Origin of the sequence: Xanthomonas sp. DAR33341 (genome assembly GCF_003992815.1) — a bacterium.
Lineage (GTDB): Bacteria > Pseudomonadota > Gammaproteobacteria > Xanthomonadales > Xanthomonadaceae > Xanthomonas > Xanthomonas cissicola.
In genome coordinates, this window is the sequence record NZ_QEYV01000019.1 from 179,693 (window position 1) to 200,977 (window position 21,285).

The following is a 21,285-nucleotide window of genomic DNA, read 5'->3' on the forward strand; positions in this document are numbered from 1 at the left end:
CAGTGACTAGAGATACAGTGAGTTCGTCAAGGAGGGGCGATGGGGCGAAATGTCTGCTGGCGATTCGTAAGGGTGCTGGGCCTGTGCCTGGCGCTCATGGCTGCATCAGCCTGGGCGACCACGTCCACTCCCCAGGAAACAACGCTACGCCTCCTGCTGCTGCAGCCAGAAGGTTCTATCGATTTGGCAAGCGCCAAGGTCGCGATCGACCGAATGATTGATCCTTCCATCGACCCTGACGCTACGTTGCGCGAGGTCGATCAGTGGGCAGCGAAGGCGCGGGCCAGGTTTCCAGCCGGTGCGTCGAACAAGGTCAAGATGAACCTGCTCATTTCGACACTCTACGAGCCGGGTCCTTGGAATGACCATCGACCATTCGGCTACGACTACACCGACCCGTTCGGCCAAGACGTAAAGAAGGGCTTGCTGTCGCACTACTTCGCCACCCGCAAGGGCCAGTGCGTCATCATGCCGATCGCCTTCTTGGTCATCGGCCAGCGGCTGGGCTTGCCATTGACCATGACCACGGCGCCGTATCACTTGATCGTCAAATACGGCGACGAAGAACAGGGCCAGTGGACGAATTTCGAGGCCACCAGTGCCTTGTTCCATCCGGATAGTGGCTACGAACAGGCCATGAGCATTCCACCCGAGGCGACGCGCAACGACACGTTCCTCCGCCCTTTCTCGCAACGGGAAACGGCGGCCCTGTTCGCAACCGCTTCCCTATTGCCCCACTACCGGGAGAGGAAGCAGGCCGAACGCATGTTTGCGGCGAGCGACCTGGTCCTTGCAGTCAACCCTAAGGATGTCAACGCAATGACATTTCGTGGGGATGCGTACTACCTGCTCATCGAACAGCGGTTCAAGGCTAAGTATCCGAAGGCAGAACAGATACCTTTGGAGCTTCGCGCCGAGTATCTGGATTACAGTAAGCAAAACTTGGCCTGGTACGAAAAGGCCGAGTCCTTGGGCTGGCGTCAGTGGGGACCGGCGGAAAGGCAGCGCTACTTGCACCACTTCAACAACATGAAAGACAAGGGCCAAGCGGGATCGTGATGCGCGCAATTCTGACGGGTAGTGTGCTGTCGATAGCATTGGTGGCTACCACCGCTCATGCCTCGACCGATCCCGTGAAGGCTAATCCGAACACGGGTGCCAGCTTCAATCGCTACTCCTACGCAGCGAACAACCCCTACAAGTTCGTTGACCCCGATGGCCGCGATATCAAGTGCGCCGGCAACACCTGCCAGTTGGTGCCGATTGGCGGCGGCTTGCCCACCGTGAACTTCCCGAGGCCAGAAGGTTTTCCCGCGAGTATCAGCCCGCAGGATTCCACCTTCCACCACGTCTACCGTTTCTCTGATTCGGCCGGTAGTGGTGATGCCCCTTATGGCCAGCGGTTGAACAATCAGTTAGTCAACAACCCAACCCCCATGCAGAACCAGCCCGCCACTTTGCAGGGCAACAAGATCGACGTGAACGCTAACAACGCGATCAGCAGGTTCACGGGACAGGACAACGTGATGTCGTACCAAGTACCGCTCCAAAACGGCGGCAATGCAGTGTTGAATGTCACGACCGGCGACCATGCCGCGACCTGGGGCATCGTGCTGCGAACGACGGAGTCCGGAGCTGGCGGTGCCCAGAACATCATTACGTATGGCGAGGGTGACTCTTTCCTGCAACGCGCCTTTGACCCTAAGAACAACCAGTCCAGGGAAGTGTGGTCTCAGAGTGCGGAAGAGATCACGCGGAGGACCCAGCAGCCATGAAAGCGCTGGCTCCCATCGCTCTATTGCTATCCCTGGCGCTCTACCTCGCCCAGATCTTCCTTTACACGAAGGATCAAGAAATCCTCGTGTATGGCGTGTTCGGCGCATTGTGGTTCCTGGCCATGTACCTCAATGCGTTCAGTGCCCAAGTCAGAACCACACTTACTGGCATTGTCGTTCTTTCCGGTCTGGCCGCATGTGGCTTGGGGTTCGTTCCCCATCGCCTGCGTCTTGGTCCAGGGGCCGACATCTACGTGACCCTGTTCCCGGTGATCCACTTCTTGGCGACGTTCACTTTTCTGTCAGTCCGACGAAAGGCTGCTAACTAAAGCCGCCTCTACATTTTCGCTTGGCCATGGCTACCGACCTGAAAGCCTACCCTCACGAGTGGTTACAACTGCTGCAACGCGAATTGCAAAGCCCCCTAACGCCGCTCTGGCCAGGGAACGAATGCCTGGAGCAGCGCGCGGCCGGGCTCCAGCCGAAGTCCAGAAAGAGCAGCGCGAAGGGGCGCTGACTACGAGGGATGGTGCCGCTTGTCCGAATCGAACGGACGACCTACTGATTACAAATCAGTTGCTCTACCGACTGAGCTAAAGCGGCGATGTCGTACTTCTCTTGCTCAAACCGTGTCCGGCTTGTCCCACAGTTTACGCGCTGGCGAGCCTAAAGCCTTGCCGCGCTTAGCCTTCTGGCTCGTCACCACAACAACCGCGTCCGAGTTACAAGGCGGTTGCTCTACCAACTGAGCTATGCCGGCGAAGGCAGGCGCGTTGCGCGCCGGTGCGCATTCTAGCGCAGCGCGGCGCAATCTAGCGAACGCTGACGCGTGGCACCGGCAGCCCCTTGCAGGGCGCTGGTGGCCGCACTGGTGCGGACATCGATCCACCACCGCGATTGGCCGTTGCCGCTGGGCACCAGTTGCGCCGGAAATCCTGCGCCGACCAGGCTGGCCTGGCGCCGCTCGGCGCGCTCGCGGCTCTGGTACTGGCCCAGCGCCACGGTGTTGTCCTCGCCCTGCGCGATCACGTAGTAGTCGCCCATCCCGGCCGCGGCAATGCGCTTGACCAAGGCCTGCGCAGCCGCGCGATCGCCCACATTGGGCAACATCACCCGAAATGTGCTGATGCCGGCGTCCTTGTCCTCGCGCACGCTGGCGCGGCTGGCCTGCCCACGTACGCGCGCCAGCGCGGCATCGGCATCGGCGCGTGCCGCAAAGGGTCCCAGGCTGGCGCAGCGCTCTGCGGCAGGCGGGGATGGCGCGGGCGATGATTGTGCAGCCGTCGTGGCGACGCCATTGGCTGGTTTCGCAGCAGCTTCCGATGCGCTGCGCGGCGCTTCCGCTGCAGCAGTGGTGGCCGGTGTCGGCGCCGCAGACGTGGGCGTGGAGGGACCCGCAACTGCCGACGTGGCCGGCGTGGGTACGGATGCAAGCCCGGATGCTGTCGATGTCGATGGCGCCGGTGCTGTCGACGCACTCTCTGCCGCAGACCCCGATCCCGTACGCGCTGCAGCCGGCAGCACAGCTCCGCCAGCACCGGTCGCTGTTGGCAGCAACTCCAGCCGCGCCACACCGTTCGGCTGCGGCGGCGCCGACGGTGGTGCCGGTGGCGGCTGCAAGGCCCACCACAACGCCACCCCGGCGTTGAGGACGATCAAAACGACGATGAGGGCACGCACATACATGCCCCGATTCTACGGCGACGACGCGGCGGTCGCCCACGTCGCCAGACCGTCCAGTACCAGGGCCGCGCGGAACGTGGCATCGGGCAGCAGCGGCAGCAACGGCGGCGCGCCACCGCCATGCACCAGCAGCCGTACCGGAACGCCCAGGCTGCGTTGGGCGTGCTGCAGGCTGCGCTCGATCAGCGCCACCGCCGCGCCATCGCAGCCGGAGGTCAAGGCATCGTCGGTGTCGATGGCTAGCTCGACGTAATCGCCGCCGCTGGCCGGCAGTTGCACCGCGCGCGCATGCAGTGCTTCGCGCATGGTGGTGGGCGAGGCGGCGATGCGGCCGCCGTGATGCAGGCCATCGGCGCCGAGCACGTCGATGGTCAATGCGGTGCCCACGCCGGCCACCAGCACCGGCGCGTCGCCACGCGCACCCAGCAACGCCAGGAAGCGATCCACGCCGAAGCGGCTCGGGTCGGCATAGGCGATGCGGATGCCGGCGCATTCGGCGGTGGTCCGCACGATGCGCACCTGCGTAAAGCGCTCCTGCAGGCAGGCGATCATGCGTTGCGTCAATGCCGGCGCGGCCACGCTGGCGACATACGCAATACGCCCGGATGGCAGCGCCGCCAGCGCCGCCGCGTCCATCGCCTCGGCGCCATGCGCCCATGCCTGCACTTGGCCGGCACGGTTGCCGTGCAGCGGCGCGTACTTGAAGCGCGAATTTCCCAGGTCGAACAACCACTCGCTCATGCAGGCCTCACGCTCACTTCTCCGGAGTGGAACAGGCGCACCGTCTCGCCCAGCTGCACCCGCAGCGCACCATCGGCCGCCAGGCCGAGCGCGACTCCAGTATGTCGGTTGCCGGCTTCTTCGACCTGCACCGCTCGCCCGCTCAAGACATCCAGGTCTGCATAGCGTCCCAGAAACGGCGCCAGCCCCTGCGCCTCGAACAGGTCCAGTGCCGGCAGCAACCCGGACAGCACCGCTGCCGTCACCCGGTCGCGCGACACCGGGCTGCCAGCCAGGGTATCCAGGTCGACCCACGGCTGGTCGATGCTTGCCGCTGCGGTCGCCGGCATGTGTACGTTCAAGCCCAGCCCGATCACTGCACGCGCGTTGCCGGCCATCTCGCCGCCGCCTTCGATCAACAGGCCGCCCAGCTTGCGCTGCCGCGCCAGCAGATCGTTGGGCCACTTCAGCCCGACATCGGCGAACCCGCAACCGCGCAAGGCTTCGGCCACTGCCACACCTACAGCCAAGCTCAGGCCTGCGAGTTGGCCCAGCCCGCCATTGAAACGGCGCGACGCCGACAGATAAATGTGCGCGCCCAGCGGCGAGGTCCATTGACGGCCGCGCCGGCCGCGGCCGCCGGTCTGGCGCTCCGCCAGCAGCACCGCCACACCCTGTTCGGGCGCCGGCTGCGCCAGCAAGGTGGTGTTGGTGGAGTCCAGCGTCCAGGCCACATCCAGTGCCGCCAGCCCAGCTGCCGCACCGGGTGCCATGCCTGCACGGATGCGCGTCGCGTCCAGCAGATCCAACGGCGTGGCCAGGCGGTACCCGTCACCAGCCCGTCCCTCGATGTCGACGCCGGCCGCTCGCAGATTCTGGATGCGCTTCCACACCGCCGCGCGGGTCAGCCCGGCTTCGCGCGCCAACGCATCGCCAGACAGCCGGCCACCGGCAAGTTTGGCCAGCAACGCACGGTCATCCACGGCTGCGGCGGGCGATGGGGCGTGACGTGGCGACGGCGCGGACTGCAGCCCCCGGAAGCACCGCCTGCGCTGCGCAGCCTGTGTGCCGCCGGGGCAACGCGCGTGACGCAGCATCGACGGGCCAGACCAGGCGTGCGGTCGGCTCTGCGACCGACAGCACCGAGCATGCACCCTGCGACTGACCGATGCGCGCGCCAGACCCATCTCCCGCAGCGCCTGCGCCGTACCGCCGGCCACCGGCGCCTTTCATCTCACAGTGCATTGCGCGCGAAGTCCCCGAATCCATCCGCCAAAGTATGCGCCAAGCCCTCCCGGGCGCCCAGCGCGGCTTGCATGAGGAAGTGAAAAGCGCGTTATGATCGGCGACTCACGCCGCTTGCCCTGGATGTGGACGATGCGCCGAATCACGGTTTGCCTGCTGCTGTTGTTGGCTCCGCTTGCCGCCCTGGCATCGGACCAGCTGATCGACGGCGATCATGACAGCTGCATCAGCACCAACTCGGCCGCACGCGGCAGAACACCGGCGCCCGAGGCGGCACCGGCGCGCAACAGCCCGCACAAAGCCACGCCGTCCACTGGCGGCGGCGGCAGCGATGGCGATTCGTTGTTCCCGCGCATGCGCACGATGCCGCGCTGGCACAGTTTCCTGCCGGGTATGTTCCGCTGATCCAGTGGTTGACGCGCCGGCTGCGCCGGCCGCCCCCCGACATTGCTGATGCGCTGTGGCAGCCGCTGTGCGGCAGTTGCGCCTGGGTCGCCGCGCTCGATCCGCCCCGCCAGCACCGTCTGCGCGCATTGACCGCGCAGTTCCTGCAGCAAAAGACCATTTCGCCCGTCGACGGGTTGCAGCTGCAACCGAACGATCAGCTCGTGCTGGCCGCGACCTGCTGCCTGCCGCTGCTGGAAATCGGCGCCGCCGGCTGGCGCGGCTGGTCGCAGCTGATCGTGTATCCGGATGCGTTCCGCGTGCAGCGCACCCACATGGATGCGGCCGGGGTGATGCATGCCTGGGACGACACCCTGATCGGCGAAGCCTGGGAGCAAGGTCCGTTGATCGTCAGCTGGGCCGATGTGCAAGCCGACCTGGACGACCCGCAGGCAGGCTTCAACGTGATCGTGCATGAGATGGCGCACAAGCTCGATGCACTGGATGGCGCGCTCGACGGCACGCCGCCCCTGCCGCGCGATGCGCAACGCGCCTGGGCGCGCGATTTCCAGCACGCCTACGATCTGTTTTGCCAACGCGTCGATGCCGGTCAAGACACCGAGATCGATCCCTATGCCGCCGAAGCCCCGGAGGAATTCTTCGCAGTGGTCAGCGAATATCACTTCTCCGCACCGCACGTGCTTTTGCGCAGCATGCCGCAGGTCGCCCTGCACCTGGAACGGTTTTACGGGCGCTCGCCGTTTGCAGATTCAGTGCAACGGTGATATGCCGCGTCGCGGAGCGGCGAGCGATATCGCCGTTGGCAGAGGCAACCTGCAGCCGTCGCTTGAAGCAGATGCCGCAGGATCGACGCAAACCCGCGGTCGACATCACGCACATGGCCTCGCCTGTGCGATCGTTCACCAAGCAGATTCACACCAATCCAAGATCGCGTGGCTTGGCACCCGGGAACACCCGATCCAACTGCGCTGGCGACAGCCCCCACAGACGGCTGAGCATCCCGCTGAACAGGCTGCGGTAATTGTTGAGCACTGGGTAATCGCGATTCTGCAGCAGCTGCGCCTGTTCGACCGCCAGCTGTTCGCCAGCGATGCGACCGCCGCGCAAGCCACCTCCCAGCACCCAGTACGTGGTGCCGTGCCCGTGATCGGTGCCCTTGCTGCCGTTCTCGCGGAAGGTGCGGCCGAATTCGGAGATGACGACCACCACGGTGTCGTTCCAGGCCGGGCCCAACGCATCGGCATAGGCAGCCAGCCCTTCGCCGAGATTGCGCAGGTTGTTGGCCAGGCCACCTTCCACGCTACCCTGGTTGGCATGCGTGTCCCAGCCACCGACATCGACGAAGCCCAGGCGATAGCGCTCGCGCATCAAGGTGGCCATGCGCCGGGTTTCATCGGCGAAGGTGCGTGCACTGGCGGCGCCACGGCCGGCCTGCTCCATCTCTTCGCGCAACTGCGCGGTGACCTGCTGACGCAGCGCCAAGCCCTCGCGCGCAGCGGCCGCCAGCGGCGTACTGTCGTACATCTGCGACAGGATCTGTGCCTGCCGCGCATCCAGCCCGCCTTTGCCGATACTCCGCAACGACACATTGGGTAAATCGCCACCACCCTGGAACGTCAGCGGCAACGAATCGGTGAACGCGATGGCCGGCACGCCACTGAGCACCCCCGACAGGCGCGCCATGAACCCGGAGCGGTAATCGCGGTGCTTGCCGGCCTGGCCGGATTCGATATCGTCCTGGGTTTCGAAGTGACTGCGCGACAGGTCTTCGGTGCCGGCAAACGGCACGAAGGCCACTTGCTTGCGTTCCCATAGTGGCAGCAGCGTCTCGCGCATCACCGGGTTGAGACCCCACTGCGCGTTCAGCGCTACAGCACTGTTTGGATTGGCCGGATCCGGCCGCGCAATGGCCAGGCTCGGCCGCGACTGATAATAAAAATCGCTGCCATGCGGCACCAGCAGATTATTGCTGTCGTAGCCGCCACGCAGAAACACCACCAGCATGCGTGCGCTATCGCGTGGCGCAGCGAACAGACGACCGGCCCACGGCATGCTTGCAGCGGCTGCAGAGGCAAGCAGAAATTGACGTCGTTGCATGGTGTACTCCCGCGGCATTGACCGCCTGGCATTGATTAAATCGCTGGATCGGTTGTTTTTATTCTGCGAACGTGAATCGTGGGCCTTGAATCGGCGAATCCGAATCGGCGCCATGCCCTCAGCGATAGTTGAAGTCTGGCGACGACAGCAAAAACCCATTCCATTCGGCAGGCGAGCGCGCCTGATCCAGCGCCTGCCGTGTGGCAGCCGACAGCGATGGCGCCAACCAGCGGTACGACGGGCGCGTCTCGATCTGCACCAGCGCAGGAATCGGCGTCTGGTTGTCGCCCTCCAGACGAAACAACTGCTTCGGTCCGCCGCCGATCGAACGCGCCACCTCGAACCTGCGTGCCAACTGCCCGGAACTGGTCCAGGCCTGCGATTGCAACGACCAACCATCGGGCGTGATGCGACCAAACAACGGTTCACCCAGCTGCTGCACCCAACTGGCCATTGGCGCGGCATTGATCACCGGTTGCTCCTCGTACGCCACCCGCATCGCCGACACCACGAAGCGGTTCGGGTCCTTGAACTTGCGCGGTTGCGCCTGCGCGAACTCCAGCGACGCCAGCATGGTCTGCATGACCTTGGCGATATCGCCATCGCTGTGCTGGAAGGTATTGGCCATGCGCGTCACCAGCGCAGTGGGCGGCGTGTCGCTGACGAAGTACTCGGCCAGGCGCTGCGAAATGAAATGCGCACAGGCCGGCTGGCGCACCAACAGCTGCACGGCGCGTTCGATCTCATCCAGCCCACCGCCGACAATGCGCTGGCCAAGCAGCATCTTGTCGCCGGGTTGGTGACGCGCCGGATTGAATTCGAACAGACCCTTGCGCACGACCTGCGCCTGCCCTGGCGCTGCGGGCGCCAACGGCGGTGCGCCGGTGGCCTTGATCGGTACCAGGCCCGCGCCGGTGAGGATCAGCGCCAGTTGCTGCACATCCTGCTGGCTGTAGCCCCCGTGCACGCCCAGCGTGTGCAGTTCCATCAACTCGCGTGCGTAGTTTTCGTTGACCTTGCCCTTGGCGTTCTTGGCGTTGTCCAGGTACTCCAGCATTGCCGGGCTTTCCAGCGTGGCCATCACCAGGTCGGCGAACTTGCCGGTGGCATTGGGGCGGATCGCGTTTTCAATGTAGTCGGCCGCCATCCACTTCACCCGGGCCTTGTCGGCATACACGCTGAAATGATTGAGCCAGAACCACACCAGTTGCTCGCGCAGTTGATCCGGCGCGTACACCGCGCGCAACAGTTGCGCCTGCCGCGCCTGCACCAGCATCTGACCACCGCGCGCCTGCCACTGCTTGCGCAAGGCAACCTTCTCATCGCCATCGGGCATGGACTGCAGGCGAACCTTGTCGGCTTCGTACTGGGTCAGCAGATCCACCAGCGGGGTATGCAGCGCGTCGAAGCGCTGCAGCTGCGCGCGTACCGGCGCGGGCAACGCAGCGTCGTCGCTGGGCTGCAACAACAGCGCACCAAAGCGCTTGGGGCCCAGCCGTGTCAGCTGGGTCGCGCTGCTGGCATCAACACCATAGGTGGCCCGCTGCAGCCAGCGCATCTGCGATGGTGTCAGCGGCGCTTGCGCAGCCGTGCAAGTGAGCGCGTACAGGCTGCCGATCAACAGCGGCAGCACCCGCCATCCTCGCGTGTGTTGCGCGCGCGCGACGCGCGCGTGCACCCACACGGCCTGGCCAGCTTGCTCGAACATGCAGCCCCTCCATCGCAACGGCTTGCCACCCAGTATGGGTAAGCCAACGCGTGAGGCGTTAAACGGTTGTCGGAACGCCAGCGCACATTGGCCACGGGTTCATCGGCCCTGCGGCGGTCACAGTCCCGGCGGCAGGGTCACATCGAAGCGGGCGCCGCCCAGTTCCTGCGAGCGCACCACCTGCAGCTCGCCGCGATAGCCCTTGATCAGGTCCTGCACGATCGACATGCCGATGCCGTGCCCTTGCACGCGCTCGTCGCCACGCACGCCGCGCTGCAGGATCTTGGCCACGTCTTCCGGCGCGATGCCGGGGCCGTCGTCTTCCACCGACAGAATCAGGCCGGCACGACGGCTACCGGTGGTGGGCCCCGGTTTCGCGGTCAGCAGCACGCGGCTGCGCGCCCACTTGAAGCCGTTTTCCAGCAGGTTGCCGAGCAGTTCCTGCAAATCGCCCGGCTCGCCATGAAAGCGGGCCTCGGGGGAAATATCGAATTCGCACAAGACGCCTTTGACCGAATACACCTTCTCAAGACCACGCACGATTTCTTCGGCGGTCGACTCGATCGGCAATGGTGCCGCGAACAATTTGTGCCCACTGGAAGCCGCACGTGCCAGCTGATACGACACCAGGTCGTTCATGCGGCGCAGCTGCACATCCATTTCTTCGTGCAGATCGCGCTCGGACGCACCGCTATCGAGTTGTGTGCGCAAGACGGCGATGGGCGTCTTGAGGCTATGCGCAAGATCGGCCAGCGTATTGCGCTGACGCTCCAGGTTGTCGCGTTCGCTCTCGATGAAGGCATTGATGCTGTCGGTCAGCGGCTCCAGTTCGCGCGGATGCTGCTCGCTCATGCGCTGGATCTCGCCGCGCTGCACCTTCGTCAACTCGTTGATGACCCGCCGCAGCGGACGCAGGCTCCATTGCAGAATGAAGGCTTGCAATACCAGCAACACCACACCGGCGCTGCCAAGGTAGAACCACACCGCACCACGGAACACGCGCAGTTGCGCGCCCATCGAGCGCGCGTCCTCCATCACGTAGATGGTGTACGGAATCTCGCCGCCGTGTTCGCGTTCGACATAGCTCACGCCCAGCCCGTAGCGATACAGCTGGCCCAGGCTGCCGTCGATCTGGGTCATTTCCAGCGGGCCAATGAATTCTTCCTGGCGCGGCTCCAGCATGCGGCCATGCGGAATGTTCGGGCCTTCGGCCGACATCGAGGTCCAGCTTTCGTCCGGACGCACCACTTCCACATACAGGCCGCCACCAGGCACATCGAAACGCGGGTCGGGCGGTTGCCCGCCGATATACAGCGACCCGTCGCGCACGAAATCGATATTGGCCGCATACGCGGAGGCGTAGTTCTTCAACCGCTCGCGCAGGTTCTTCTCGGCGGTGTCGGCAAACGCCACATCCAGCGCGTAACCCGCCAGCGCCAGGAAGGCCACCAGACTGAGGCTGGCGGCCAGCAGCTGGCGGGCCTGCAATGAGCGCGGCCGCCAGCGTCTATACCACTTGGAGCGGCCCGGCACTTGGTCTTCCTGCTCGTTGACGCGCTGACTCAGCCTTCGGTACGCGGAATGGCGAAGCGATAACCGCGGCCACGCACGGTTTCGATCGGCTTAAGTTCACCATCGGGATCGAGTTTCTTGCGCAGGCGACCGATGAACACTTCCAGCACGTTCGAATCGCGGTCGAAGTCCTGTTGGTAGATGTGCTCGGTGAGATCGGCCTTGGAGACCAGTTCGCCGGCATGCATCATCAGGTATTCGAGCACCTTGTACTCGTAACTGGTCAGATCGACGTTGGCGCCGTTGACGCTCACCGTCTGCGCCGCCAGGTCCAGCGCGACCGGGCCACATTCCAGCGTGGGCTTGCTCCAGCCGGCAGCACGCCGAAGCAGCGCATTGACGCGCGCCAGCAACTCTTCGACGTGGAACGGCTTGACCAGATAATCGTCGGCGCCCTGCTTGAGGCCCTCGACCTTGTCCTGCCAGCTCGAGCGCGCGGTCAGGATCAGCACCGGAAACTTCTTGCCTTCATCGCGCAAGGCCTTGATCAGCTCCATCCCCGACATCTTGGGCAAGCCAAGGTCGATGATGCCGACATCAAATGGCACTTCACGGCCCATGTAGAGGCCTTCTTCGCCGTCCTGTGCAGCGTCGACCGCAAAGCCTTCGCGCTTCAGACGCGCCGCAAGGGTTTCGCGCAGCGGAGCTTCGTCTTCGACCAAAAGGATACGCATGCACTCTCCCTAGTTACGTTGTCGGCCAGTGGCCGGGGAATTTATAAGACTGAACGCAGAACTATCTACGTTCAGTGGTTATCGTCGCGTGGTGGCGCGTCGGGGGGCGGCAAGTTGCGCGCAGGCGCGGCCTGCGTCTGCTCCGGCTCATACACGGTGTGCACGCGCCCGTCTTTCATGTACTTGACCCGATTGAGATTGCCGCCATCGAACGGCACACGCTCGGCACCCAGAATCTGTCCACCGGTAGACCGTTGCACATGCCGAATGGTGTCCGACAGTGTGCGGCTATTGCCGCGCGCCGAAGGCGGCAATGCCTCGCGCCCGCTCTGCACCATCGGATAGCCCTGGCCCCAGGCCGACGGCGCGGCCATGGCAACCCAGAGGGCGACCAGAGCGACTTGGCGAGCGCGGCAGAGCGATTGGGTCACAAACAGATCCTAGCGGGTTGTTCAGGAACATTCAAAATTCGTGAAATCGACCAGGCACAATTGAAGGTCGAGCATCGGAATCGAGGCAAATTCTTGATTTTTCGGGGTGAATCCGATCTGAACTTTTTAGCTTCACGTTAACGGCGTTCAGTGAAATGAATACCGATCAGATCCGCGCGCACGACCAGCGCGCGTTGTTGCGGACGCGCCTGCCGCAGAAGCGACCGGAAATACTCGGATATGCCGGCAGCCTGTTCAGGAATGCAAGCGGTGGGCCAACGTCAGGCAACGACTCGCCAGGACCGCGTATCGGTGCGCTCCAATGCCTGCTCGACCAATTCCCAGCCGGCACCCGGACGATGGGCGCCCTCGCTCAGGACCTGCCGGAACGCCCTGCCTCCAGGCTGGCCATGGAACAGGCCCAGCACGTGCCGGGTCATGTGCTTCAAGCCCAGACCCTGTGCCAGCTGTGATTCCACATACGGCTGATAGGCGCGCAGCAAGGACTCACGCGGTTGCTCGGGCCGCTGGTTCAAGGCTGCATCCAGACAGTGCAGGACGTACGGATCGTGGTAGGCGGCGCGGCCGAGCATGACGCCGTCGGCGTGCTGCAGATGCGCTATCGCCGGCTCAACGGCCACAATGCCGCCGTTGAGCACGACCGGCAGACCGGGCCGCTCCTGCTTGAGCCGGTAGGCCCAGTCGTACCGCAGCGGCGGCACTTCGCGATTTTCCTTCGGCGACAAGCCCTTGAGCCAGGCATTACGGGCGTGCACCACCACCATGGCGGCGCCGGCCGCGACCACCTGGTCGACAAAGCGGGCGAACAGCGCGTAGTCGTCATCGTCGTCCACGCCCAGGCGGCACTTGACCGTGATCGGCAAGTGGGTGGCCGCGCACATGGCCGTAACGCACTCGGCCACCAGCGCCGGCTCACGCATCAGGCAGGCGCCAAAACGCCCGGCCTGCACGCGGTCGGACGGGCAACCGCAATTGAGATTGATCTCATCAAAGCCCCATTCCTGCGCGATTGCCGCCGCCTGCGCGAGCAAGGCAGGATCGCTGCCGCCCAGTTGCAGCGCCAGCGGATGTTCCACCGGATCGAAGCCGATCAAGCGCGCGCGATCGCCGTGGATCACCGCGTTGGCGTGCACCATCTCGGTGTAGAGGCGTGCCGACGGCGCCAACAGGCGGTGGAAGACCCGGCAATGGCGGTCGGTCCAATCCATCATGGGGGCAACGGACAGGCGCAGGGAGGCGGCGTAACGATCGGTGGAGGCGGTCATCGACGAGGTAGCCGCAGCAAGCGGCCATGGGAATGCGAAGCAGGATCAACAGCTTACACGGGCCCCGATGAATCTGCGGCAGTGCGGCATGGGATGCGGGAACGCCTGCGCTTCGGCCTGGCTGCAAGGTCGCTTGTTCGCGTGCCGGATGATCTAGGAGGACCGGTTGGTCGAACCCGACCGTTAGACGCAATGCAAATGCCGCTGGTGATGCATGGGCGGCCAGCATCACGGCTACGTTCGACCGTCGGAAGCGATGAACACCGACATTGGCACTGTCGTGGTTTTCCCTCGCTCGCCGAGGACCGGCGGGAGCGGAGGCATCGCCGCAGGATACGCGGTGCCTGTATGCGTTCGCTCTGCGGAGCGAACGCGTTGCATCGTCAGTGACGAGCGGAGCTTTCTCGGTCCAGTGCCGCAATCACTGCTGCGTCCGGACGGAAGCGAAATTTACGGGTTACGGACACCGACACGCTCTTCGGCGCTCAGCGGCTTGCCCAGCGCATGGTAGGAGGCAATCAGCGTAATCAGGGCCGTGCCCATGACCGTGTAGAAGCTCCACGACTTGGCCAGCACGTGTACCTGGCCGAACACCAGCGCAACGACGGCGGTGGCAGTGCACAGCACCATGGCCAGCAGCGACATCAGGAAAGGGATGGAGGGATCGAGCTTCATGGTCCGGGGGTTCCAAGGTGCGATGCGATAGCTGCAGCATCGGCGTTCCCGGCGCTTTCTTGAACTGTTTTCTGCGGTTTTTCCCAGGCGATTCAAATCAAGTCAGCAAGCACTCAGTTTTCTGTCAAAGCCTTGGCGCACAAGGGTTTGCGCGTCAGAAAAATCCTGACGAAATGGCGAAAAATCACCACCACTGTCAGAGATCCAGCGCGGCCGTGGCGGAAAACCGACGGCGCTGCCAGGAGCGGTTTGGCGCTACCAGACAGTGGCTCGGAGTGCTGCGATGGATGCGGCGATGCCCCTCGACGGCGTCGACGTGGCAGGTGCAGCAAGAGCTGGAGGATGCGCAGCGACTAGATAGGCCGCGCGTCATGCACCCCCAGCCGTGGCGTGCTTCGCCAGAGCCGAGACGCGTTGCGACGAGCGCGCGCGCGCGTGCCTACCTACCTGCCTGCCGCACAGCAGCCGTTGGCTACGAGCAGCCGCCCGCTGTTTCTAGCAGGTAAAGCGCAACCACATAGGCGCATCGCGGCCGATACGACACGCTGTGGGCAGCAGGCCTGGCAGGCAAGACTGGCGCGCTCAGCGCGCCGGCGTGGTGGCGAATTCGCCGCGCTGCAGCTTGGTCACATCGTTGCCCTGCCCGTCCTTGAGGCTGAGGTCCGCTCCCTTGGCGGCGAGGTCCTTGAGCACGTCGGTGCGTTGGAACAATGCCGCATACATCGCAGCGGTCTGGCCGGCGTTGTTGCGCTGGTCCGGCGCGCAATCGGCCTGCATCAAGCGCTTGGCGATCCCCAGCTCGCCCTTGAAGATGGCGCCCATCAGTGCGGTGTTGCCGCGCTTGTCCTGCGCGCAGGGGTCGGCGCCGGCGCTCAGCAACTGCTCCACCGCTGGCCGCTGACCGTGGTACGCGGCCAGGATCAAGGCGGTATAGCCCTTCTCGTCGCGGGTATTGAGGTCGTAATGCGAGCGAATGAACTCGGCCAGCATGTCCTGGCGGCCCTCACGCGCGGCGTCGAAGAAATACTCGCGCAGCTGCAGCTTGATCTGCTCAGGCGTGGCGGTGGCCGTCGCGCTGGCAGCGGATGCGGATGCGGGTGCAGGTGACGCAGCGTTGGCAATCGCAGACACGCTGCCAAGCATCAGAAACAACAGGGTGCGCATAGGGATCTCCCGAAAAAAAAGACGACATCGCGGCGCAGCCGCGATGTCGTCGGGGCGGATCAGTCCTGCAGGCTGGAGGCCAGCTGCTTGACCCGTGCCAGGTCGCCCTTGGCCACGCGGGTGACGCCGGTGCCGTACTCGGGGTCGGCCTTGTACAGGAACGACAGCATCAGGTGCTTGCTTTCGGTATCGGTGGCGGCCAGCGACTCGCCGAAGCTCTGCACCAGGTCGGCACGGTCCTTCTTGCTGTAGGAACGATACAACTCGCCGGCCTGCTTGAAGTTCTGTTCGCGGGTGATCTTGGCCTGCTGGGTCGTACCCGACAGCGGCAGCTCGCTGTAGCGCGCAGCGGTGTCCTGCGGACGCGGCTCCAGGCGGCTCGGCTCGTAGTTCACGCCACTGGTGGTCTGACCGATGTTGCCCTGCCCATCCTGGTTGCCGTTGTTGACCGCCACACGCGGGCGATTGACCGGCAGGCTCAGCCCATTGGCACCGATGCGATACAGCTGCGTATCGGCGTACGAGAAAATACGGCCCTGCAACAGACGGTCTTCAGACGGCTCGATACCCGGCACCAGATTGGCCGGCGCCAAGGCCACCTGCTCGGTTTCCTGGAAGAAGTTGTCGACGTTCTTGTTCAACACCATCTGGCCGACCTTCTGCTCCGGCACGTCCGGCCAGATCTTGGTGGCGTCGAGCGGGTCGAAATCGAACTTGGCCAGGTCTTCCGGCTTGAGCACCTGCACGTACAAATCCCATTTCGGGTAATCGCCCTTCTTGATCGCACCGACCAGATCGTTGGTCAGGTGGCTGTAGTCCTTGGCCTGCACCGCAGCGACCTGCTTGGGATCGAGGTTTTTGATGCCCTGCAGCGTCTTCCAGTGGAACTTGACGTAGTGCACTTCGCCCTGCGCGTTGACCAGCTTGTAGGCATGTACGCCATTCCCGTCCATGAAGCGGTAGCCAGCAGGCGTGCCTTCATTGGAATACAGCAGGGTCAGCGTGCGCGTGGCTTCGGGCACGTGCGAGAAGAAATCGAAGCGACGCGAATCGTCATCCAGATTGGTGCGCGGATCCGGCTTGAACGCATGCACCATGTCGGGGAACTTGATCGCATCGCGAATGAAGAACGTGGGGAAGTTGTTGCCGACCAGATCCCAGTTGCCTTCGCTGGTGTAGAACTTGGTGGCGAAGCCATGCGGATCGCGCAGCGTCTCCGGCGAGTGGTTGCCATGCACCACCGACGAAAAACGCACGAACACCGGAGTTTTTTCGCCGGCGCTGAATACCTTGGCCTTGGTCAGATTGGAGAGATCGGCAGTGGCGGTGAACTCACCTTTGACGCCAGTGCCGCGTGCATGCACTACGCGCTCGGGAATGCGCTCGCGATCGAAACGCTGCAGCTTCTGTATCAGCTGCACGTCCTGCAGCAGCGTCGGGCCGGTGGCACCGGCTGTCTGCGAATTCTGGTTATCGCCGACCTTGGCGCCATTGTCGCGGGTCAGAACGGATTGGGCGAAGACCGGCGAAGCGATCAACGTCGGGGCTAGCAGGGCTAGCACCATGAGGTGTCCAGGGCGCATGGCGTCGGCTCGTTTGAGGAGGCTGAATCATCGCCAGCAGGCCGAAGCGTGAGAAGTCGTTAGTTATGATCGCTTCGATAGGGGAACATGATGATGACCGCGTTGCGTGATATGCATCGCCAAACCCGCGAGCGGCGCATAGCAAATAACCGCGAGCGCTATGTGCGTCATTGCGTTTTTAGCGCGACCTTGATTCCAATCGCGCGCAGCCAATGTTGCGCTGCAAGGGTCGTGCGCAGTGTGGATGGTGCGAGTGGCCTATTGCGCATCGCGCGTATGCCGATGCGGTGCGACTGGCCATCTCCCCGTGTAGCTGCACAACGCGGCACCGGCTTGCATCGTGCAACACCCAAAACGGCGCGCTACATCCGTATCGGCATCGCCAGGCGGTCTTCAACGCCCGATCACCCGCTTGAACGGCGGCAAGGCATCGATGATGCGTTTGCCGTAGCGACGGGTGAGCAGGCGCGAGTCGAGAATGATCACGCGGCCGTGGTCGCTGGAGCTGCGGATCAGGCGGCCGGCGAATTGGGTGAGCGTGCGCAACGCATGCGGGATGGCGATCAGGTTGAAGGCGTTATGGCCACGGCTTTCCAGCCATTCGCTCAAGGTGGAGGTTTGCGGATCGGTGGGCACGGCGAACGGCACCTGGGTGATGACCACGGTGGTGCAGGCTTCGCCGGGCAGGTCCAATCCTTCGCCGAAGGAATTGAGGCCGAACAACACCGAGCCTTCGCCAGCGCCGATGCGGCGCAGATGTTCGGTGATCAGTTGCGACTTGTTGCCCTCGCCCTGCACCAGCACGCGGTTGCGCTGCGCCAGCGGCATCAGGTCGGCCACCTTTTCCATCTTCCAGCGCGAAGTGAACAGCACGATGCTGCCCTTGGCGTTCCAATCCAGTTCGCGTACGAGATACTTGGCCACTTCCTTGGGATGGCCTTCACGGTCGTCGGGAGTCACCGGAAAATTGGGGACGATCAATTCGGCCTGGTTGGGTAGGTCGAACGGCGAGGCCAGCGATGCCATTTCGGCGTGATCGGGCAAGCCGTTGTCGATGGCGAAGGATTGGAAATCGCCGCCACCGGTCAGCGTGGCCGAGGTCATCACCACCGAATCCACCTCGTTCCAGATCATCGTGCGCAGGACCTGCGCGGCCGACACCGGCGAGCAATGGCAGATCAGGTCGCCATCGCGCGAGAGGGTGATCCAGCGCGCCATCGGCGGCTGACCTTCCTTGTCCTCGCGGCGCCACCCGCTCCACAGATTGTGTTGTTGCTCGGCCATTTCCAGCGCCAGGCCGAGGCTGCGCTGCAGCCGTTCGCGCGCGGAATCGTCCTGTTTTCCCTTGGCAATGGCGCTGTGTGCGGCATGCACCCAGTTGAACAGCGCGCGGGTTTCTTCGCCGAGCTCTTCGATGGCAGGGCCCCATTGCGGCGGCAACTTGCCATTGGCCGCGCGCCACAGCGGATCGCGCTCGCCGGGCTCCGGCTTCCACACGCGTTCGACCTCGGCGTGGAAGGCCTTGAGCAGTTTGGACACGCGCGCAGCCACCTCGATGGCTTCGTTGGGCAGCAAGTTGCCCAGCTTGTCCTTGTCCACTGCGCGATAAGCGGCCGCGATGAGGATCTGCATGCGCCCGGTGCGCCTGGCCATGTCGTCCAGCGGCAGGTTGGCTGCGCCCTGATCGATCGCTACGCCGGCGATGTGGTGGCCTTCGTCGAGCACCAGCAGCATGTCCGCTGGCGGGGCGATGAGTGGCTGGCCGTTTTCGGCATCGCCCAGCGACAGCGACGACAACAGCAAGGCATGGTTGGTGACCACGATCTGCGCTTCGCGCACATCGGTGCGTGCCCTGAGCACCGGACATTGCGCTGCGTAGCTGCAGCGGCGCCCCGCACAGCCGGACGCCGGCGTGGTGATGCGCATGCGCAGCGGCACGGAGATCTGTTCTGGCGCATCGTCCAGATCGCCATTCCAGGTGCGGGCGGCGTAGGCCTTGGCCAACCGTTTGGCCAGATCCGCATCGACCGGGCTGAGCGGGCGGTCGTAGAGCGCCTGCTCGTCTTCGAACATGGCGTTCTGACTGGTGTCGCCTTCCAGCTCGGCGGCATTGCGGGTGCACAGGTAGCGCGTGCGGCCCTTGGCCAACGCCACGGTGGCATCCAGCCCGGTGGCCTTGAGGAAGGCCGGGATGTCGCGTTCCACCAGCTGCGATTGCAGCGCAACGGTGCCGGTGCTGATGACCAGTTTTTTCTTGGTGGCCAACGCGATCGGCACGCCGGCGGTGAGATAGCCCAGGCTCTTGCCCACGCCGGTGGGCGCCTCGGCGATGCCGATGCCGCCGGAGGTGGCCAGTGCACGCGAGACCAGGCCGATCATCTGGCTTTGTGCGCGCCGCGTGGCGAAGCCCGGCGTATTGGCCTGCAGCTTGGCGTAGGCGTCGCGGATGCTGGCCTTGATCGGGTCGGTCAGGCTGCGCTGGGTGGGAACGGGCGCCGACGGCGCGGCCGGAGGGGCAACTTCACTCATCGCGCTATTTTCGCACGGACCGGCGCAGTGACTGCGACCGGCGCGCCGCACGGCTGAACAGGTTGCCTGCTTGCAGCGGCGACCCGGCGAATCCCGTGCCGGTGCGACTGCTGCGCGGCCGAGGGCATGGTTCGATTCCCCGATGGTTGCCTGCCAGCAGCGGCCGCCTCCAGGCACTCGCCGCCGGGGTAACCCGGAAGGCGGCGCAGTGAATGCCGATGCAGGCAACGCCGCTGTCTTTAAAGCGTAAGCAGTATCAATGCGCGCTCAGTTCCGCCGCCCGCGCGCCGGCCACGCATAGCGCGCCCACACCAAACCGATGGCCGCCATCGCAATACCCATCAGCAACATGCCGGCGCCCACGCCGTTCGGGCCGAAGCGTTCGTACAACAGGCCACCGCGATTGACTGCCGCCAGTGCCTGCGGATGCAGCAGCGTCCACACGCCCTGCCCGGCGCAGACCAGCCCAACGATCGCCAGCAAGATGGCTTTGAGCGGAATCACGGGCGCGGACCAGTGCCAGCGGGCAAACGCTGCAGGCTGGCCGCCAGCGTCCACACCAGCACGCCAATGCCAACGGCCTGTATGGCCATCAGCACGAAGTGGGCGACGCCGACCACCATGCTGATCTGACGCACGTTGCCTTGCTGCAGCAACACCATCGGAATCGCCTGGACGGCCACCTCGGCGAACAGGCAGCCCAGCAGCAGCCAGAGCGCGGCCAGCCCGGCGCGCCGCAGCGGGCTATGCGGTGCGCGCCACACCAGGACCAGCCCGAGCAGCAGCGCAATCAACATCGGCACACGCGACAGCAGGCTGGTGACCAGGGTCAGCAGGATCGCGGTGGCATCGGCGCTGCCCACGTCAGTCGGCACTGATCAGCACGGCCTCGCGCGCGCGCAGCGCGGCGTAGACCGGGTCGGTATCCGGGCGCACGCCATGCCACAGCGCGAAGCTCTCGGCGGCCTGCTCCACCAGCATGCCCAGCCCGTCGATGGCGTACCGGCAGTGCGCCGCACGCGCCCACGCAAGAAACGCAATCGCGGTATCGCCGTAATTCAGATCGACCGCGGCAGTCAGGCTGTTGACCAGGCCCAGTGGCAATGCGAACGCGCCGGCATCGCGGTCGCGGCCGGCGGCAGTGGCATTGACGATCAGTTCGAAATCGCCGAGCTCGCGCAGGTCCTCGATGTAACGCGATGTCACCCGCGCCGGCTCGCCCAGCGCATCGCACAAGGCATCGGCGCGCTCGGGCGAGCGGTTCACCACCACCATTGCGGTAATGCCCGCCTCCAGCAGCGCCGGCGCCACGCCGCGAGCAGCGCCGCCGGCGCCCAGCAGCAGCACGCGGCGGCCACGCAGATCCAGGCCCTGGCGCTCGGTGAGATCGCGCACCAGGCCGGCGCCGTCGGTGTTGTCGCCCTGCCACTGGCCGTCGTTACGCACCAACGTGTTCACCGCCCCGGCCAGCCGCGCGCGATCGCTCAGGCTGCTGGCCAGCGCATAGGCGGCTTCCTTCAACGGCAGGGTGACGTTCGCGCCTTTGCCGCCTTCATCGGCGAAGCGTTGCAGCGCGGCGCTGAAGTCTTCCAGCGGCGCGTCGATGGCGGTGTAGTCCAGCGCAATGCCGGTCTGCTTCCCGAAGTCGGCATGGATGGCCGGCGACAGCGAATGGGCGACGGGGTGACCGAATACGGCATAACGGGAGACGGGCATGAAACGCTCTCTGGTTGACTAG

Annotated in this window: 22 protein-coding genes and 1 tRNA gene; 6 read left to right on the forward strand and 17 right to left on the reverse strand. The window is 64.6% G+C overall.

What is annotated here, in order from left to right; translation table 11 throughout:
* Positions 1-39: 39 nt before the first annotated feature.
* The 4 genes from EO156_RS06800 to EO156_RS24135 are packed head-to-tail and all read left to right on the forward strand — an operon-like array spanning position 40 to position 2,292.
* Positions 40-1,059 (forward strand): transglutaminase-like domain-containing protein, encoded by a 1,020-nt coding sequence (locus tag EO156_RS06800; protein ID WP_230578017.1) that lies wholly within the window; start codon positions 40-42, stop codon positions 1,057-1,059.
* The gene (locus EO156_RS06805; RefSeq protein WP_016850778.1) at positions 1,059-1,775 is read left to right on the forward strand and encodes a hypothetical protein; all 717 of its coding nucleotides are present in this window, start codon (positions 1,059-1,061) and stop codon (positions 1,773-1,775) included. The genes EO156_RS06800 and EO156_RS06805 overlap by 1 nt, the downstream gene beginning before the upstream one ends.
* The gene (locus EO156_RS06810; protein WP_005917950.1) at positions 1,772-2,104 is read left to right on the forward strand and encodes a hypothetical protein; all 333 of its coding nucleotides are present in this window, start codon (positions 1,772-1,774) and stop codon (positions 2,102-2,104) included. The genes EO156_RS06805 and EO156_RS06810 overlap by 4 nt, the downstream gene beginning before the upstream one ends.
* A 26-nt stretch (positions 2,105-2,130) precedes the next feature.
* Positions 2,131-2,292: a hypothetical protein gene (locus EO156_RS24135; RefSeq protein ID WP_154666353.1), complete on the forward strand. Its 162-nt coding sequence runs from the start codon at positions 2,131-2,133 to the stop codon at positions 2,290-2,292.
* A 10-nt stretch (positions 2,293-2,302) separates the two neighbouring features.
* Here the strand turns inward: EO156_RS24135 and EO156_RS06815 are convergent.
* The 4 genes from EO156_RS06815 to birA form a co-directional block, all read right to left on the reverse strand.
* Positions 2,303-2,378 (reverse strand) — tRNA-Thr (locus EO156_RS06815).
* 189 nt (positions 2,379-2,567) lie between these two features.
* Positions 2,568-3,461 carry an SPOR domain-containing protein gene (locus EO156_RS06820; RefSeq protein ID WP_016850779.1) on the reverse strand — a complete coding sequence of 298 codons (894 nt, stop codon included), beginning with the start codon at positions 3,459-3,461 and terminating at the stop codon, positions 2,568-2,570.
* A gap of 9 nt (positions 3,462-3,470) precedes the next feature.
* Entirely contained in the window at positions 3,471-4,199 is a 729-nt protein-coding gene (locus EO156_RS06825) for a type III pantothenate kinase (protein ID WP_003486621.1), read from the reverse strand.
* Positions 4,196-5,275 carry a bifunctional biotin--[acetyl-CoA-carboxylase] ligase/biotin operon repressor BirA gene (gene birA / locus EO156_RS06830; protein ID WP_313905334.1) on the reverse strand — a complete coding sequence of 360 codons (1,080 nt, stop codon included), beginning with the start codon at positions 5,273-5,275 and terminating at the stop codon, positions 4,196-4,198. Before birA ends, EO156_RS06825 begins: the two co-directional genes overlap by 4 nt.
* 241 nt (positions 5,276-5,516) lie before the next feature.
* Between birA and EO156_RS06840 the strand changes: the two genes are divergently transcribed.
* Positions 5,517-5,828 carry a hypothetical protein gene (locus tag EO156_RS06840; protein ID WP_005917941.1) on the forward strand — a complete coding sequence of 104 codons (312 nt, stop codon included), beginning with the start codon at positions 5,517-5,519 and terminating at the stop codon, positions 5,826-5,828.
* A gap of 8 nt (positions 5,829-5,836) precedes the next feature.
* The gene (locus EO156_RS06845; RefSeq protein ID WP_003486629.1) at positions 5,837-6,592 is read left to right on the forward strand and encodes a M90 family metallopeptidase; all 756 of its coding nucleotides are present in this window, start codon (positions 5,837-5,839) and stop codon (positions 6,590-6,592) included.
* A 148-nt stretch (positions 6,593-6,740) separates the two neighbouring features.
* On the opposite strand, the gene EO156_RS06850 is transcribed toward EO156_RS06845, so the two are convergent.
* From EO156_RS06850 to aroE, 13 genes are all read right to left on the reverse strand, one after another.
* Positions 6,741-7,925: a DUF1501 domain-containing protein gene (locus EO156_RS06850; protein WP_026006956.1), complete on the reverse strand. Its 1,185-nt coding sequence runs from the start codon at positions 7,923-7,925 to the stop codon at positions 6,741-6,743.
* Positions 7,926-8,043: 118 nt separating this feature from the next.
* Positions 8,044-9,633: a DUF1800 domain-containing protein gene (locus tag EO156_RS06855; RefSeq protein ID WP_016849712.1), complete on the reverse strand. Its 1,590-nt coding sequence runs from the start codon at positions 9,631-9,633 to the stop codon at positions 8,044-8,046.
* A gap of 117 nt (positions 9,634-9,750) precedes the next feature.
* Entirely contained in the window at positions 9,751-11,121 is a 1,371-nt protein-coding gene (locus EO156_RS06860; RefSeq protein ID WP_003489823.1) for an ATP-binding protein, read from the reverse strand.
* Positions 11,122-11,195: 74 nt separating this feature from the next.
* Positions 11,196-11,879 (reverse strand): response regulator transcription factor, encoded by a 684-nt coding sequence (locus tag EO156_RS06865; RefSeq protein ID WP_002808458.1) that lies wholly within the window; start codon positions 11,877-11,879, stop codon positions 11,196-11,198.
* Positions 11,880-11,950: 71 nt separating this feature from the next.
* Positions 11,951-12,316, reverse strand: a complete 366-nt coding sequence (locus tag EO156_RS06870; RefSeq protein WP_026006955.1) for a hypothetical protein — start codon at positions 12,314-12,316, stop codon at positions 11,951-11,953.
* A 275-nt stretch (positions 12,317-12,591) separates the two neighbouring features.
* A complete protein-coding gene (dusA, locus tag EO156_RS06875; protein ID WP_016849711.1) occupies positions 12,592-13,596 on the reverse strand; it encodes a tRNA dihydrouridine(20/20a) synthase DusA in 1,005 nt (334 codons plus the stop codon).
* A gap of 450 nt (positions 13,597-14,046) precedes the next feature.
* Complete coding sequence (locus EO156_RS06880; protein WP_003489833.1) at positions 14,047-14,271, reverse strand: hypothetical protein; 225 nt, start codon at positions 14,269-14,271, stop codon at positions 14,047-14,049.
* Between the two features lie 582 nt (positions 14,272-14,853).
* On the reverse strand, positions 14,854-15,435 hold the full coding sequence (locus EO156_RS06890) for an ankyrin repeat domain-containing protein (protein WP_003489834.1): 582 nt from the start codon (positions 15,433-15,435) through the stop codon (positions 14,854-14,856).
* A gap of 59 nt (positions 15,436-15,494) precedes the next feature.
* The gene (gene katB / locus EO156_RS06895; protein WP_016849710.1) at positions 15,495-17,000 is read right to left on the reverse strand and encodes a catalase KatB; all 1,506 of its coding nucleotides are present in this window, start codon (positions 16,998-17,000) and stop codon (positions 15,495-15,497) included.
* Between the two features lie 411 nt (positions 17,001-17,411).
* Positions 17,412-19,547: an ATP-dependent DNA helicase DinG gene (gene dinG / locus EO156_RS06905; protein ID WP_003489836.1), complete on the reverse strand. Its 2,136-nt coding sequence runs from the start codon at positions 19,545-19,547 to the stop codon at positions 17,412-17,414.
* Between the two features lie 267 nt (positions 19,548-19,814).
* On the reverse strand, positions 19,815-20,051 hold the full coding sequence (locus EO156_RS06910) for a hypothetical protein (protein ID WP_016849709.1): 237 nt from the start codon (positions 20,049-20,051) through the stop codon (positions 19,815-19,817).
* Positions 20,048-20,422, reverse strand: coding sequence for a hypothetical protein (locus EO156_RS06915; RefSeq protein ID WP_015471456.1), 375 nt, complete (start codon positions 20,420-20,422; stop codon positions 20,048-20,050). The genes EO156_RS06910 and EO156_RS06915 overlap by 4 nt, the downstream gene beginning before the upstream one ends.
* Positions 20,412-21,263, reverse strand: coding sequence for a shikimate dehydrogenase (aroE, locus tag EO156_RS06920; RefSeq protein WP_029829584.1), 852 nt, complete (start codon positions 21,261-21,263; stop codon positions 20,412-20,414). Before aroE ends, EO156_RS06915 begins: the two co-directional genes overlap by 11 nt.
* Positions 21,264-21,285 lie beyond the last annotated feature (22 nt).